Raw genomic sequence first — 15,186 nt, 5'->3', positions numbered from 1 at the left:
GAATGACGGGGGCTTACCGGTCTGACTGCCCCGACGAGCCGAAATAGGGGGCCAAACTGGTCAGTCCATTTGTGCGTTAAGTTTACGTTAGCGTAAACGTAAATTGATTGTTAGTCTAAGGTAAATTTGTCGGGTGGCGGCTGCAAGGCGGCTCGTTTCCCCTCCATCAACCGAACTCAAGGAGTGAGCGGCATGACCAGCCAGTACCCATTGCAGTCTGCCAGCAAGGAGAGCAGGGCATGAGTAACCATCAGACCCAGTACGGCGATGTGCCGCTTTATATCGGTGGCGAGGCCTGTGCCTCCACGAGCGAGGCGTGGATCGAGGTGACCAATCCGGCGGAGCAGAGTCTGCTGGCGCGGGTGCCGAGGGCTACCCCGGCTGAGGTGGAGCGCGCGGTGCGCAGTGCCCACGACGCCTATCTGCTGTGGCGGGATGTGCCAGCCCCCGAGCGGGCGCGGGTCATGTTCAACTACCAGCATCTGCTAAAAGCCCATCACGATGAGCTGGCCTCCCTGCTGGCCCAGGAGACCGGCAAGAATCTGGCGGACGCCAAGGGAGATGTGTGGCGCGGTATCGAGGTGGTGGAGCAGGCCTGCGGCATCGCCAGCCAGACCATGGGGGAGACCATGGGTAACGTGGCGCGCCGGGTCGATGGCCACTCCTGGGTGCAGCCGCTGGGGGTCTGTGTCGGCATCACGCCGTTCAATTTTCCCGCCATGATACCGCTGTGGATGTTCCCGCTGGCGGTGGCCTGCGGCAACGGCTTCGTGCTCAAGCCTTCCGAGCAGGATCCGCTCACCCCCATGCGGCTGGCCGAGCTGTTCACCGAGGCGGGGGCCCCCAAGGGCATCCTCTCCGTTGTACACGGCGGCGCCGAACAGGTGGATGCGCTGTTGTGTCATCCGGATGTGAAGGCGGTCAGCTTCGTCGGCTCTGCCCGGGTCGGTGCCCACGTCTATCGCACCGCCACTGAACACCTCAAGCGGGCCCAGTGTTTCGTCGGTGCCAAGAATCACATGGTGATCATGCCGGATGCCAACAAGGGGCAGGTGCTGAGCAACCTGGTGGGGGCAGGCGTCGGCGCGGCCGGGCAACGCTGCATGGCCATCAGTGTGGCTGTGTTCGTTGGCAGTGCCCGGGAGTGGATCCCCGAGCTTGCCGCCGAGTTTGCCAAGGTGAGGCCAGGGGTCTGGCACGATCCCGAGGCGGCCTATGGTCCCCTCATCAGCCCGGAGGCGAAAGTCAGGGTAGAGGGCCTCATCGAGGCGGGGATCAAGGAGGGGGCCGAATGCCTGCTCGATGGCCGCGTCTGTGATGTGGCGGGTTATCCGGTGGGCAACTGGGTGGGGCCGACCCTGTTTCGCGGTGTGACCCCAGAGATGCGAATTTATAAAGAAGAGATTTTCGGCCCTGTGCTCGCCTGCCTGGAAGTAGCCAATCTGGACGAGGCGCTGACCCTCATCAACACCAACCCCTACGGCAACGGCACCTCTATCTTCACCGGCTGCGGCGCTGCGGCACGCAAGTTTCGTCACGAGGTGGCTGTGGGTCAGGTGGGGATCAACGTGCCCATTCCGGTACCGCTGCCATTTTTCTCCTTCACCGGCTGGCGCGGCTCCTTCTACGGGGATCTGCACGCCTACGGCAAGCAGGCGGTGCGCTTCTACACCGAGACCAAGACGGTGACCGAACGCTGGTTCGACGAGGAGATCCCCACAGGCCCCAATATGACCATTAGCCTGCGTTAAGGGAGAAAGAGACAGGACTGGGCAATGCCGACTGGCGCGAACCTGACTATCAACCAGCGTTGCGCGTGGGTCAGACAGACAACAGACACAGGACACAAGGAAGCGGACAAAATGGATTTTACCCTGACCGAGGATCAACAGGCTTATGTCGAGGTGGCGACCGCCTTTGCCAATGAGGCGCTCAAACCCCATGCCGCCCGTTGGGACAGAGATCACGAGTTTCCCATTCCCACCATCAAACAGGCGGCGGCGCTCGGCTTTTGCGGCCTCTATACCCCGGAACAATATGGCGGGCTTGGCCTGCCCCGGCTCGATGCCAGCCTCATCTTCGAACGCCTCGCCATGGGCTGCACCTCTACCACTGCCTACCTCACCATCCACAACATGGTGAGCTGGATGCTGGGCAGCTGGCTGCCTGGCGATGTCGCCGAGCAATGGGTGCCCAGGCTCGCCAGCGGCGAGCTGCTGGGCTCTTATTGTCTCACCGAGCCGGGGGCGGGCTCAGATGCGGCGGCACTCAAGACCCGTGCGGTGCGTGACGGCGAGACCTATCTCATCGACGGCAGCAAGGTGTTCATTTCGGGGGCAGGCAGCACGGACGTGCTGGTGGTGATGGCCCGCACCGGGGGCGACGGGGCCAAGGGGATCTCTGCCTTCATGGTGCCCGCCGACAGTGAGGGGATTGTCTACGGCAAGGCGGAGGAGAAGATGGGCTGGAACAGTCAGCCCACCCGTGAAGTGGCCTTCAACGGGGTGCGCATTCCCGCGAACTATCGATTGGGTCAGGAGGGGGAAGGGTTCAAGTTTGCCATGCAGGCGCTGGATGGCGGGCGCATCAACATCGCCACCTGTTCTGTGGGTACCGCCCAGCAGGCGCTGGACGATGCGCTGGCCCATGTGCAGCAACGCCAGCAGTTTGGCCACCCTATCAGCGAATTTCAGAGCGTGCAGTTTCGCCTCGCCGACATGGCCACCGAGCTGGCGGCGGCTCGCCTGATGGTACGTCAGGCCGCTGACAAGCTGGACAGGGGGAGTCCGGACAAGAGTGCCTGGTGCGCCATGGCCAAGCGTTTTGCCACCGATGTAGGTTATCGCGTCTGTGACGAGGCTCTGCAACTTTTTGGCGGCTATGGTTATATCCGCGAGTATCCGCTGGAGCGCTACCTGCGTGATACCCGGGTCCACCGCATCCTGGAAGGCACCAACGAGGTGATGCGGCTGATCATCGCCCGCCGCCTGCTGGCAGATCCCGGTCTGTCGCTGGCTTAACACATTATTTGCCCCTGAACCGTCGTCAGGCTTTGTGAGTCAGTCGAATGTTGGCTCCATTCAACCCTGTCATCATGGGGCAGTCTCATTTACAAGGACAATGCAATGACAAGGATCAGGCTCGAATATCACGGTCACGTGGCTTACATCACCTTCGACCATCCGCCCGCCAACACCTGGACCCTGGCCAGCTTGCAGGCCTTCTTGCAGATGATGGTGGAGCTCGAGAGCCGCCCCGATGTGGTGGCGCTGGTGATCCGCGGGGCGGGGGACAAGTTCTTCTGCGCCGGCGCCGATCTCAAGATGTTTGCCGATGGCGATCTGGATCATGCACGTGAGGTGGCCGAGGCCTTTGGCCGCGCCTTCCAGGCACTGGCCGATTTCCACGGCGTCAGCATAGCTGCCATCAATGGTTATGCCATGGGGGGCGGGCTGGAGGTGGCGTTGGCCTGCGATATCCGCATCGCCGAACAGCAGGCCATGCTGGGACTGCCGGAGGCCTCTGTGGGCTTGTTGCCCTGCGCCGGTGGCACCCAGCGCCTCACCGAGCTGGTGGGGCCAGGTTGGGCAAAGCGGATGATCCTCTGTGGCGAGAAGGTCAATGCCACGTTGGCCTACGAGATGAGGCTGGTGGAGGAGGTGGTGAAAACGGGGCACGCCTGGGACGCGGCGCACCAGATGGCCCAGCTGGTGGAGCGCCAGAGCCCGAGCGCCCTGCATGCCTGCAAGCGCCTTATCAATCAGGGGCGCTGTGGCCCTCGTGATGGTGCCTTGCCGCTGGAGCGTCATATGTTCCTCAAGCTGTTTGAGGACGCCAATCAGCGTGAAGGGGTGGCGGCCTTCCTGGAGAAGCGGCCCCCGTGCTGGCAATACGCGGTATCTGCAAAGCAGGGGGAGGATTCATGAATGACGCGGTACGTGTAGCCACCCACCCCACGGCGGACGGCCATCATATCGGCGTGTTGACCCTGGACAGTCCTGCCTCCCTCAACGCCCTGAGTCTGCCGATGATCCAGGCTCTGCAGCGTGCGCTCACGCAGTGGGAGCAGGATCCCGGTGTGGTTTGCGTGGTATTGCAAGGAGCTGGCGAGAAGGCGTTTTGCGCCGGCGGTGACATCCGTTCCTTCTATTACCGCAAACAGGAGGAGAGCGAGCAGGCGCTGTTTGGATATGCACGGGATTTTTTTGAGCAGGAGTATCGGCTCGATCACCATATTCACCGCTATGCCAAGCCCCTCATCTGCGTGGCGGATGGCATCTGCATGGGGGGCGGCATAGGCCTGTTCGCCGGCGCCGATTTTCGGGTGGTGACCGAGAGGAGCCTGTTCGCCATGCCAGAGGTGACTATCGGTCTCTATCCCGATGTAGGGGCCAGCTGGTTTTTAAGCCGGATGCCGGGACGACTCGGACTCTGGCTCGGGCTCACTGGTGCGCGTTTCAACGGCGCGGATGCCATCGGCCTGGGACTGGCGGATCACGCCATGGCCAGCCGCGAGCGGGCTGACTTGCTGCCGCGGCTGGCCGAATTGGGGTGGGGGGGAAAGGTCGCGCCGCGCGAGCAGATCGCACAGTTGCTGAGCGGCTTGCAGGCAGAGGCAGACCAACTGCTGCCAGCCCCTGTGATCTTGCCCCATCAGGCCAAGATCGATGCCCTGCTGGCTGGGCGCACCCTGCAAGGGGTACTGGATCGGTTGTACGATGCTCTCTTCGAGCCCGACCTGGGCGAAGGGAGCCTGGCGCAGGCCCGCGACATCTGTCGCGGCGGCAGCCCCATCAGCCGCGCCATCCTGTGGCGCCAGTACTGGCAGGCGCGCCGCCAGTCACTGACCGAGGTGTTTGCCGATGAGCTGGCGCTCTCGGTCAACTGCGTGCTGAGGGGGGATTTTGTAGAAGGGGTGCGTGCGCTGCTCATCGACAAGGACAAATCACCTCGCTGGCAGGCGCCACCGCCCGGCACTGACTGGCTGGATGCCTTCTATCGCTGGCCCGAAGGGAAAAACCCCCTGACGCCTTGAGCCTGAGAGCGTCAGGCGCCAGGGTGGATGAATAGACACAGGTTGCTGGATAACCAGCACGGCAAGGAGCAGACAAGATGACACGGATAGGGTTTATCGGGCTGGGCAACATGGGTGGGCCCATGGCCGCCAACCTGGCCAGGGCGGGGCATGGGGTTCAGGTGTTTGACTTGATGCCGGAGAGTGTTGCCAAGGCGATCGCCGCGGGTTGTATCGCCGCAGGAGATGCCCGCGAGGCGATCGCCGATTGTGAGGTGGTCATCAGCATGCTGCCCGCCGGTGAGCATGTTCGGGCGCTTTGGCTTGGCGGCAATGGTGGACAGGATCTGCTGGGGGCCTTGCCTGCGGGGGCTCTGGTGATCGACTGCTCCACCATCGACGTGGCCTCGGCTCGCCAGGTCGGGGAGGTGGCCAGGGCGCACGGCATTCGCTTCATCGATGCGCCCGTCTCGGGCGGGGTGGTGGGGGCGAGCGCGGGGACCCTCACTTTCATCGTCGGTGGTGAACTGGCGGATTTCGAGGCGGCCAGGCCTATTCTGGCTCACATGGGGCAGAATCTGTTTCATGCCGGGGCGCTCGGGGCGGGTCAGATCGCCAAGATGTGCAACAACATGCTGCTTGCCATCCACATGGCGGGCACCGCCGAGGCGCTGGCGCTCGGGGTGAAGGAGGGACTGGACCCGGGCGTCCTCTCCACCATCATGGGCAAGAGCTCGGGCAACAACTGGAGCCTGGAGCGTTACAACCCCTGGCCTGGTGTGATGGAGAACGTGCCCGCCGCCCGCCACTATCAGGGGGGCTTTATGACCCGGCTGATGGTCAAAGATCTGGGATTGGCGATGGCGCTGGCCGAACATGCCCATAGCGCCGTGCCCATGGGGGCGCTGGCTCGTAACTTGTTCAACCTGCACGCGACGCAGGGCCAGGAGCACAAGGATTTTTCCAGCATCGTTGAGCTCTATCTGGATAAAACGCCGGACCCGTCACAGGCCGGTTAGTCTGCGGTAGTGTGCGCATCACCTCATCAAGCGGGCTGCAACGCAGTTAACAACAAGGAGTACCCATGGATATCAAGCAGAAGGTCATCGCCGTCACGGGGGCGGGGCGGGGGCTTGGCCGTGCCATCGCCCTGAGGCTCGCGGAGCAGGGCGCCATACTGGCGTTGATCGATGTGAATCGCACCGATCTGGAGGTGACCGAAGCGGAGCTGCGCAGTCGTGATGGCCAGTGCGCCCTGTTCGTCTGCAACGTGGCGAGTGAAGCCGAAGTGGAGACGACCTTTGCTGCGATCAAAGAACAATTGGGTGGCCTGCATGGTCTCATCAACTGCGCCGGGATCCTGCGGGACGGCATGCTGATCAAGGTGAAAGAGGGAGAGCTGGTGGAGAAGATGAGTCTGGCCCAGTGGCAGGCTGTCATCGATGTCAACCTGACCGGCACTTTCCTCTGTGGTCGGGAAGGGGCAGCCCTGATGGCCAAGGGCGGGCAGGGCGGCGTGATAGTCAACATCTCCTCCATTGCCCGTGCAGGCAACATAGGCCAGAGCAACTATGCCGCCAGCAAGGCGGGAGTGGCCTCCCTGGTGGTCACCTGGGCGCGGGAGCTGGCTCGCCATGGCATTCGAGTGATGGGCATAGCCCCCGGGGTTTTTGCCACCGACATGACGGCGGCGATGAAACCGGAGGCGATGGCCAGAATGCAGCAGGCCATCCCGGTTGGCAGCATGGGGGAGGCGCACCAGCTGGCTGAAACCGTGCATTTTATTCTCGCCAATGACTATCTGTCCGGGCGCATGATAGCGCTCGATGGCGGCTTGCGGCTCTGAGTTTATCGGTGGTGAAGAAGATGCCCCTGGCCTCTGGCACAGGGGCATTTTTATTGAATCCTTTGTCAGCAAGCTGGCTGCACGCCCTGACGACAAGCTGCCTGCTCATGCAGGGCCGATCTGGAAAAACGGGGGCGAAGTCATGGGGAAATGTGAAATATCAACGGGTCTTTCTTAATTTGAGCCAGCTCACAGGCGCTTGAAGTCAGTGCTGTAGAATTGCGCGCGGTCAAGACGGCGCATGATTGACGGTACGAGGGATTGCGGTCGGAATAGTCATGCAATATAGTTGCCGCCTTTTTCACGGGGTACGGATTTTTCGCCCCTCCCATATTGCGCGCTGTATGAATACGGATGCTCAGCCGCCGCTTAATCAAACAGGATTGAGATGGACAAGAAACTAGGGCTCGGCGCCCTCATCTCGCTGGTGATCGGCTCTATGGTCGGCGCCGGGGTCTTCAGTCTGCCACAAAATATTGCCGCTCATGCCAGCGCCGGGGCCGTCGCCCTGGGGTGGGCCATCACAGGTCTTGGCATGATCTGTCTCGCGCTGGTTTACCAGAATCTCTCCATGCGCCGCCCGGATCTCGATGGCGGTATATTCAGTTATGCCAAGGCCGGTTTTGGCGATTTCATCGGCTTCAACGCCGCCTGGGGTTACTGGCTCTGCCAGCTGCTGGCTAACGTTTCCTACGCTATCGTCGTGTTCAGCGCCCTGAGCTACTTCTTCGATACCCCGGACAATGTCATCTTCGGCGACGGCAACACCCCCGTGGCCATCACGCTCGCCTCCATCCTCATCTGGTCCGTGCACGCCCTGGTGCTGCGCGGGATCCAGGTGGCGGCCCTGGTGAACATAGTCACCACCATCGCCAAGATGGTGCCGCTCATTGTGTTCTGTGTGGCCATCCTGCTCGCCTTCAACATGGATACCTTCACCCTGGATATCTGGGGCCAGGACAACGTGGAGCTGGGATCTGTGATGGATCAGGTCAAGTCCACCATGAAGGTGACGCTCTGGGTCTTCATTGGTATCGAAGGGGCCGTGGTGGTCTCCGCCCGTGCCCGCCATCGCAAGGATGTGGGTCGTGCCACTGTGCTGGCACTGCTCGGTGCGCTGGCACTCTACGTCATGGTGACCCTGTTTTCTCTGGGGGTCATGAGTCAGCCACAATTGGCCGCCCTCAAGAATCCGTCCACCGCCATGATCCTGGAAGCCGTCGTGGGCCCCTGGGGCGCCTGGCTCATCAACATAGGTCTGGTGATCTCGGTGATGGGGGCCCTGCTGAGCTGGACTGTGCTGGCGGCGGAAGTGCCCTACATAGCGGGCAAGACAGGGGTCTTCCCTGGCTGGTTTGCCAAGGAGAACAAGAACGGCTCGCCCAAGGTCTCGCTCTGGTGCTCCACCTGCCTGGTGCAGACCTTCCTCATCATCATCTACTTCCAGAGCAGCACCTATCTGGCGCTGGTCAACATTGCCACCTCGGCGGCACTGGTGCCCTATGTCTTCTCTGGTGCCTATGGCCTCAAGCTGGCGCTGAAAGGGGAGACCTACGAGGGCCAGCCCCATCAGCGCAAGCGTGACCTGCTGCTGGCACTGATGGCCACTCTCTATGGCTGCTGGCTGGTCTATGCCGCCGGTGTCGAGTATCTGCTGCTGGTGGCGTTGCTCTACAGCCCCGGCATCTTCATCTACTGGAAGGCGCGTCAGCACCACGGGCTGCGCGGCCTCAACCGGTTGGAGCAGGGGATGACGGCGGCCCTGCTCGGGTGCGCCGTACTGGCCTTCTACAAGGTCATGGACGGTACCATTCCCTTGAGTTAACCGGCACAATGAAGAGATGGCCCAAGGGCCATCTCTTTTTTTATGCGCGTTCTGGCCTGGATGGTCAGGCGCCGCCTCGGAAGGAATTGTTATGCTGTTTATGGGTTATCTGCTGCTGGGTGCTTTCGCGGGCATGCTGGCGGGGCTGTTCGGGATCGGCGGCGGTCTCATCATAGTGCCCGTGCTGGTACTCAGTTTTCACGCTCAGGGGGTCCCCCCCGATATCATTACCCATCTGGCACTGGGTACCTCGCTGCCCACCATGATCTTCACCGGTTTCAGCTCATTGCGGGCACATCAGGAGGCCGGTGTGGTCGACTGGGTGGTGATCCGCCGCTTGGGGGCCGGCATGCTGATCGGCGCCTGGCTTGGCGGCATGACAGCCAACCTGCTCAGCGCCAGCACCCTCAACATCATCATCGGCTGCTTCGCCTGGACCATGGCGCTGCAGATGGGGCTCAACCTCAAGCCCAAGGCGGAGCGGCACCTGCCGGGTCCTGTCGGCACCGGCATCGCGGGCACCGTTATCGGCTGGATGTCGGCGTTATTTGGCATCGGCGGTGGCTCGCTCACCGTGCCCTATCTCAGCTGGAACAGCGTGCCGATACGCAGCGCCGTAGCGGCCTCTGCTGCCTGCAGCATGCCCATCGCCCTGGCGGGCAGCTTCAGTTACCTCTATGCCGGCTGGGGCAATGCCGAGCTGCCAGAATGGAGCCTGGGTTTCATCTACCTGCCCGCCTTACTCGGCATAGTGCTCACCAGCACCCAGTTTGCCCGTGTGGGGGCAAGGCTTGCCCATAGACTTTCCCCGCAACGGCTCAAGCAGGCGTTTGCCCTGCTGATGTTGCTGGTGGGGGCCAAGTTTATGCTGTTTAGCTGATTCATTCGGCAGATTGTTGAAAAATAAGGCAAACGGTTCGTCCCTCGGTAGAAAGCCATTGCAATGAAACGGGACTTTGCTATTCTCGTCGCCGGTGGCCCCATTGGTCCTCTCGCATTGATAACTCGTCAACCTGGTCAGGACCGGAAGGTAGCAGCCAAGGCGGGGGACTCGAGTGCCGGGATGCGGCTGGTGGGGCCACCACCTTTTTCTGCAATTCCCGTTTAAGATCAGTAACTTAGCTTGTTGAAGGCAAGCTGTTTGTGTATCACTGTCACACAAACTGGCACACAATCCTCATAGGAGGTGCCATGTACTTACTGAATAGAAACGGCATTTACTACTACCAACGAGTGACCATGTGCAATGGTCGTCGTCAGACCTTCCGTAAATCCCTCAAAACAAGAGACAAGGCACAAGCCCAGCTCTTGGCACTTCAAATTCACTTCAATCATTCCAGCCCTGATGTGCAGCAAGCTGTATGCATCTCCGATGCTGCTTGCCGTGATGTCATGTCTAAACCCGTTGGGTTTGAAGCTGAAGCCTCAACGACACAACATCCCCCGCTAAACGGGCACGTTCACATCCCTACAAGCACCAGCAGCGAAGCTGTATGCCCCTCTGGGGTCGAATCCCCCGCTGTACCTTCCGAACACAATCAAATTCAACCAGACCAAGAAGACAAGTTTTCCGGTCACGTCGAGTCATACATTGCTGAAAAGCAATTGTCATGGGCTCCTAAAGAGACCAAGAACCAACAAAACTACATCAACACCTTTATTGAACACGTTGGTGATAAGTCTCTGTCTGAGTACACAAAGGCTGATGCTGTCTCGTTCAAAACTTGGCTGCTGGGTTCTGGCAAGTCACCGACCACCATCAATAAATACATTCAAAAACTGAGTTTGTTGTTTAGTTGGCTATCAGATCACACCGAGCAAACAACGGACATATTCAAGGGCCTGAAGCTCAAGCGGGTCAAAGAGGTCAACGTCAGATCCGGCTACACAGATCCAGAGTTGAAACTGTTCGATTCGTGGGCCAAGGAGCAAGAGCCGTGGCGCATGTTCATTGCCATGATAGGGCGGTATCACGGATTGCGTTCTAACGAAGCCTGCCAGCTCTACAGCGACAATATAGAGCAAGTTAATGGTGCCTGGTGCTTCAACATCAGAGCTACACGTGATGATCAGAGCCTCAAGACAGAAGCCAGCCAACGGCTTGTCCCAATCCATAGCAAATTGTTAGGGGCTGGATTCCTGGACTTTGTAGCAAGTCGGAAAGGGGATAGGTTGTTCAAGGAGCTGCCCTATCGGAACAACTGCTATAGCCATCTGTTTGGACAGTGGTTTAGTCGCAATCGTCCAGTTAACAAAGACTTCCACAGCCTACGCCACACAGTAGCAAGCAAGCTAAAAGCTGCGGGTATTCCCTTGCAGTATGCCGCTGCCATTCTGGGTCACACAAACAAGGCCATCAGTTATGATCGCTATGGTGGTGATGTTCCATTAGACAAACTCAAAGAAGCTTTGGAGATTGCACTATGAACACAAAATTACTTTTGTTGTTATCTCTCACATTCTGTTCTGTAGCCTTTGCCTCTGCATATTCACAATACAGGCTCATAAAACAAGAGGTGATCAACAATCAAGCTGTCTGTACGTATGAGAATGCACGGGGTGATATCATCACCAGAACACATAAACCTAAAAAGCAGTGTGCAAAATATATCAATACAGATAGAAATTAGATTCATGTTTAATCATGTGGTCTGTGTCATTGACATACAACACAATTATATATTAGTCTCTTGGAGTCCTTCGGGGCTCCCTATTTCATGTGGAATAGGGAACACAACATAAGAGGTAATAGATGCCAACAAATAAAATTGAAATATATAGAGCCAATGGGGAGTTTCTAAAAGAATATGATAATGTTTTTGCCCATGACCTCTCAAGAACACTGTTTAACCACGTTTCTGAACTAGAAGGTTGGAGTGTAAAGGTTGATATGGTTGGGATTAATGGAGTGGAAAGGGGGAATGAGATATCTAGAAAAAATGAAAAACAGCGAAGGATTAGACAAGATAATATAGAACAAATTAAAATAATGAATTGTTTCACTGAACATGACATTGGAAAAATAACTTTTAAAGGTATGTATGGAGAGCCTTTTTCAATTTCATACGAAAATGAATCGTTAATATTGGATAGACCTCTGGATTAATGTTTAGCAATAGGGCGATCTCAATGGTCGCCTATCTTCCAACACAAACAAAAAAAAGGGGCTGACTATGCCCCTTATAATAAATAGGGTGTCCTAGAAACTGGGACAGTAGGTGTCCTAATTTCTGGGTAGGGGTGTCCTAGAGTTTAGGACAGGGTGTCCTAATAATTAGGGAGGGGGTGTCCTAGAAACTGGGACTTATAATATTATATTAGAATAGATAAGAATATATAAAACTATTCTTTAAATTAGGGCTCGCCCTTAACACAACCAGTATATAAATTGAATGAATATGAAATTTATGTATTGGTTATTAATATAACATATGTATATATAAAACTATGAACACAAACAGCCCATTCACATTCGTTCATTAACTGTATGTGTTTAAAGACCAACACTAAAAATGAATGAACATGAATGATTGTGTTGTGTCTAATATTATTATATGTGTTTATATAGATTAATAGACAGTCATAAACATTCGCTATGCTCACTTATTACGACAGTCTACCTATATGCTTCGTGTCAAACACAATGACACTGTGCCTATAGATAAATCTAAATTCATAACCAACATAAAAACACATGTTGTCTATTCATCAAGATTTATAGTGACAAACAAATAAAAAATAGAATGTGTGTTATAGATAATATATATGTGTTGTGTGATAAGCGATAGCTATTGTTGTTGGTGTGATAAATCAATTGTGGCTGCCTCTATGGCACCTAGAATCAATTCTATTGTGTTCAGAGTGTGTTTGTATGTGTATTGGTGTGCAATTGAAAATAGGGCTGTTTTAGGCCCAATTAATTAACTATTGTGGTTAAGCGTAGCTAATAGATACATAAATATATAGTTGTGGTTCAACGTATAGCGTCATAGGACGCTCTGTGAGCGATTATATTGTGTTGGTGAATACACTGACAGCCTGAAAGGCTCAGAAGCTCGTATAGAGCGTTACAGGAGGTGTTTGGTGGGTTAATTGAGCCTTACGGCTCTGGCACATCTGGTGCTATTGGTTGTATATAGAAGGTTTGATTTGTGTTTGACATTGAAATTTTACCTGTGTTATACTGAGTAGGTAAAAAATATTTTCAAAAATGCTTGAATTTTTTAATTTATTATGGTAAACTATAATTATACAGTCGAGAAAGGAAATTAAAATCTAATCTTGTTTGTATGCCATTTGGCTATTTAGTCACGACACATTCACTAAAACTTATGCTTTCAATTACAAATTGAACGGCAGATTTTTATTTTATCTAAATAAGAGGGAACATGTATAGAACAGTAGAACAAGCAACAGCCGCCATGGTGGCAAAGTATGACGATCTTCGCAAGGCTATCCAGCGAGCACAACAATATTGCCACAAAGCAAAGAGCGAAGAGTCCTTTGATTTCTGGGCAAGTGTTGTTGAGGAACTTCAAAAGCTTAAACCGAAAAAACAATACAAATTTCAATCAAAAGAGGAATAAACATGCAACTTCATTTGCCGCATGAGATTTTTAAATTCGTAAATGATAATCGTCAAGGCGACTCCCAACAAACATTTATTATAAAACTCATTGCTGATGCAATGAACAATCAAAACCTAAAAACTGTAATAACTGAGGAACAACATGAGCAACAAAGCAAACAATAATAACAATGAAAAACAAGTAGAAAATTTTACCACAGTTTGGGATTCAGTCCGCCGCGCAAAGACAGTAAACGGATTCCAATTCAAAGCAATAGATAAGCTGTTATATAGCTATCTACTTGGATGGCAAGTATCCAAAGATGACCCCAACAACAAGAAAGTAACCAAGGTTAATAGCTCCGTCCGTGAATTACAGCAAGAGCTTGGTGTTAGTAAGGGCACCATCGAAACCAGTCTAAAAACTCTTGAGAAAATGGGCCTCATAGTTATTAAAAGCGGTGGTGTTGGTTTTTCTAATGAATATGATGTGAGTAAATTCTCAGATGTCGAATCAACAAACGTAGAAATCAAAGTTGATCAGTTCATGGAGAACCGCAAAGAATACAGAGCAGAAAAACAAAACAATAAAGGTTGGGTTTATGAATCTGGAAATAAAGCTGAAGTTGAAAATAATGCAAATGCACAAGGATGTCGAGATGAGCAAACTAAAATTGTTGGTGTGAGACAAGAAATAAAACAAGACGACTTACCTGACTCATTTCTTGGTGATTGCGGTGTGTCTCATGATTCAGCATTCGAGGATTACAATAGCACCAGAGGTGCCGAGCCTTACGGCTCAATTAACACCCAGCCCAAACCCATAAAATCCGTAAAACACTCTCACTATGACGAAGACGGTAGACTATGTGCTAAATGTTATCAGAAGAGGGTTGGTGGCGCGTGGTACTGCACAGATAGCGACTGTTTTAACAATGTACCGTTTTAAATAGAGGAATAATGATTAACAATTTTAAAGAATTGATTTTAAAATCAGCAAAGCAAGAAACACAAGAAGAAAGAGTTAGCGTAGAAGTTGTGTATGTCCCCGAGGAACGTGACCACCACAACCAATATATGAGCAAGGCAACTGTGGTTGCAGCGTGTGCAGACTTCAATTCTAATTTAGCAGCCGGTAAAATCTCTGCAAATCTTTATCACATATCGAATACAAACAAATTTGAAATTATCAAATCGTGGATTAACGAAATTGATATGGTGAGCCCCACAGGCGAGGAAGTGAAAGAAGGCGTATGGCTTGTTGAACTTCGATATTCTCCTGAATTGTGGATTGAAAAGAAGGCAGGCAAGATTCAAGGTGTTAGCATCGGCTGTAGAGGTGTTGTGAATCCAGAAACTGGCGAAATTACAGGTGTGACTTTCTCACCGGATTAATCAAATGAAGAAACAATTCAAGCGCACTAGAATATTCTATTTTCTAACTAAAAAAGAGGAACAAAAATGAAATATGAAGAAATGCTGAAAAATATGGGCCACCAGATCGCAATGACATTAAACGAAAATGACGCTGAAAAACGTTCAGAGCACAAATACAACCTTTTAGAACAGCTTGAATATCTGATTGAGTTTAGCAAGGGCCGAGATCATATTGTGTTGACTACTGCGGCATTTATCGATCAGTGTACTAATGGTGAATGCCAAGAACTAACAACCGCTCTACGGGATAGCGTTTTTAAAATGGAAATTTCACAACAATAAATTATTTAGTTATCCATTCTTTAATATTTTATAAAGCCCCTTCAGAACCTCTCTAAATCGCTTAAATTACAATTCTTGTGGTATTCCAGTAAGCGCCCCTGAATCAGCACCTGTTTTTACTGAGATCACCTCGGCACACTGAAACCCATCGTATCTACGTTGGGATTTCCGCTATGACCACTCAAGAACGCGTTGATTTTTGGCAGCGCCAGATC

The 15,186-nt window shown here is 53.9% G+C and carries 15 protein-coding genes and 1 other RNA gene; all 16 read left to right on the top strand.

What is annotated here, in order from left to right; genetic code table 11:
- The first annotated feature begins 239 nt into the window (after positions 1 to 239).
- The 16 genes from GWQ22_RS10735 to GWQ22_RS10660 all read left to right on the top strand — a co-directional run bounded on the left by GWQ22_RS10735 (position 240) and on the right by GWQ22_RS10660 (position 14,971).
- Positions 240 to 1,751, top strand: coding sequence for a CoA-acylating methylmalonate-semialdehyde dehydrogenase (locus GWQ22_RS10735; protein WP_275930290.1), 1,512 nt, complete (start codon positions 240 to 242; stop codon positions 1,749 to 1,751).
- Positions 1,752 to 1,862: 111 nt separating this feature from the next.
- Complete coding sequence (locus tag GWQ22_RS10730; protein ID WP_042037435.1) at positions 1,863 to 3,020, top strand: acyl-CoA dehydrogenase family protein; 1,158 nt, start codon at positions 1,863 to 1,865, stop codon at positions 3,018 to 3,020.
- 105 nt (positions 3,021 to 3,125) lie between these two features.
- Positions 3,126 to 3,926 carry an enoyl-CoA hydratase gene (locus GWQ22_RS10725; protein ID WP_275930289.1) on the top strand — a complete coding sequence of 267 codons (801 nt, stop codon included), beginning with the start codon at positions 3,126 to 3,128 and terminating at the stop codon, positions 3,924 to 3,926.
- A complete protein-coding gene (locus GWQ22_RS10720) occupies positions 3,923 to 5,035 on the top strand; it encodes an enoyl-CoA hydratase/isomerase family protein (RefSeq protein WP_275930288.1) in 1,113 nt (370 codons plus the stop codon). The genes GWQ22_RS10725 and GWQ22_RS10720 overlap by 4 nt, the downstream gene beginning before the upstream one ends.
- Positions 5,036 to 5,112: 77 nt before the next feature.
- Entirely contained in the window at positions 5,113 to 6,033 is a 921-nt protein-coding gene (gene mmsB, locus GWQ22_RS10715) for a 3-hydroxyisobutyrate dehydrogenase (RefSeq protein ID WP_275930287.1), read from the top strand.
- A 65-nt stretch (positions 6,034 to 6,098) separates the two neighbouring features.
- On the top strand, positions 6,099 to 6,860 hold the full coding sequence (locus GWQ22_RS10710) for an SDR family oxidoreductase (RefSeq protein WP_275930286.1): 762 nt from the start codon (positions 6,099 to 6,101) through the stop codon (positions 6,858 to 6,860).
- 388 nt (positions 6,861 to 7,248) lie between these two features.
- On the top strand, positions 7,249 to 8,685 hold the full coding sequence (arcD, locus tag GWQ22_RS10705) for an arginine-ornithine antiporter (protein WP_275930285.1): 1,437 nt from the start codon (positions 7,249 to 7,251) through the stop codon (positions 8,683 to 8,685).
- 91 nt (positions 8,686 to 8,776) lie between these two features.
- A complete protein-coding gene (locus GWQ22_RS10700) occupies positions 8,777 to 9,565 on the top strand; it encodes a sulfite exporter TauE/SafE family protein (protein ID WP_275930284.1) in 789 nt (262 codons plus the stop codon).
- 101 nt (positions 9,566 to 9,666) lie between these two features.
- Positions 9,667 to 9,763: signal recognition particle sRNA small type (gene ffs / locus GWQ22_RS10695), an RNA gene on the top strand.
- Positions 9,764 to 9,876: 113 nt separating this feature from the next.
- Positions 9,877 to 11,112 carry a site-specific integrase gene (locus tag GWQ22_RS10690; RefSeq protein WP_275930283.1) on the top strand — a complete coding sequence of 412 codons (1,236 nt, stop codon included), beginning with the start codon at positions 9,877 to 9,879 and terminating at the stop codon, positions 11,110 to 11,112.
- A 325-nt stretch (positions 11,113 to 11,437) separates the two neighbouring features.
- Entirely contained in the window at positions 11,438 to 11,791 is a 354-nt protein-coding gene (locus GWQ22_RS10685) for a hypothetical protein (protein WP_275930282.1), read from the top strand.
- A 1,282-nt stretch (positions 11,792 to 13,073) separates the two neighbouring features.
- Positions 13,074 to 13,271 (top strand): hypothetical protein, encoded by a 198-nt coding sequence (locus GWQ22_RS10680; protein ID WP_275930281.1) that lies wholly within the window; start codon positions 13,074 to 13,076, stop codon positions 13,269 to 13,271.
- A gap of 2 nt (positions 13,272 to 13,273) precedes the next feature.
- Complete coding sequence (locus GWQ22_RS10675) at positions 13,274 to 13,438, top strand: hypothetical protein (protein WP_275930280.1); 165 nt, start codon at positions 13,274 to 13,276, stop codon at positions 13,436 to 13,438.
- Positions 13,416 to 14,201 carry an HTH domain-containing protein gene (locus GWQ22_RS10670; protein ID WP_275930279.1) on the top strand — a complete coding sequence of 262 codons (786 nt, stop codon included), beginning with the start codon at positions 13,416 to 13,418 and terminating at the stop codon, positions 14,199 to 14,201. Before GWQ22_RS10675 ends, GWQ22_RS10670 begins: the two co-directional genes overlap by 23 nt.
- An 11-nt stretch (positions 14,202 to 14,212) precedes the next feature.
- On the top strand, positions 14,213 to 14,647 hold the full coding sequence (locus GWQ22_RS10665; RefSeq protein WP_275930278.1) for an XkdF-like putative serine protease domain-containing protein: 435 nt from the start codon (positions 14,213 to 14,215) through the stop codon (positions 14,645 to 14,647).
- 66 nt (positions 14,648 to 14,713) lie between these two features.
- Positions 14,714 to 14,971 (top strand): hypothetical protein, encoded by a 258-nt coding sequence (locus GWQ22_RS10660; RefSeq protein WP_275930277.1) that lies wholly within the window; start codon positions 14,714 to 14,716, stop codon positions 14,969 to 14,971.
- Positions 14,972 to 15,186: the final 215 nt, after the last annotated feature.

The organism is Aeromonas sp. 1HA1, from assembly GCF_029237385.1.
GTDB classification, from domain to species: Bacteria; Pseudomonadota; Gammaproteobacteria; order Enterobacterales; family Aeromonadaceae; genus Aeromonas; species Aeromonas popoffii.
Note: the sequence above shows the minus strand (reverse complement) of the source record. Positions and strands in the feature narration are given on the sequence as shown.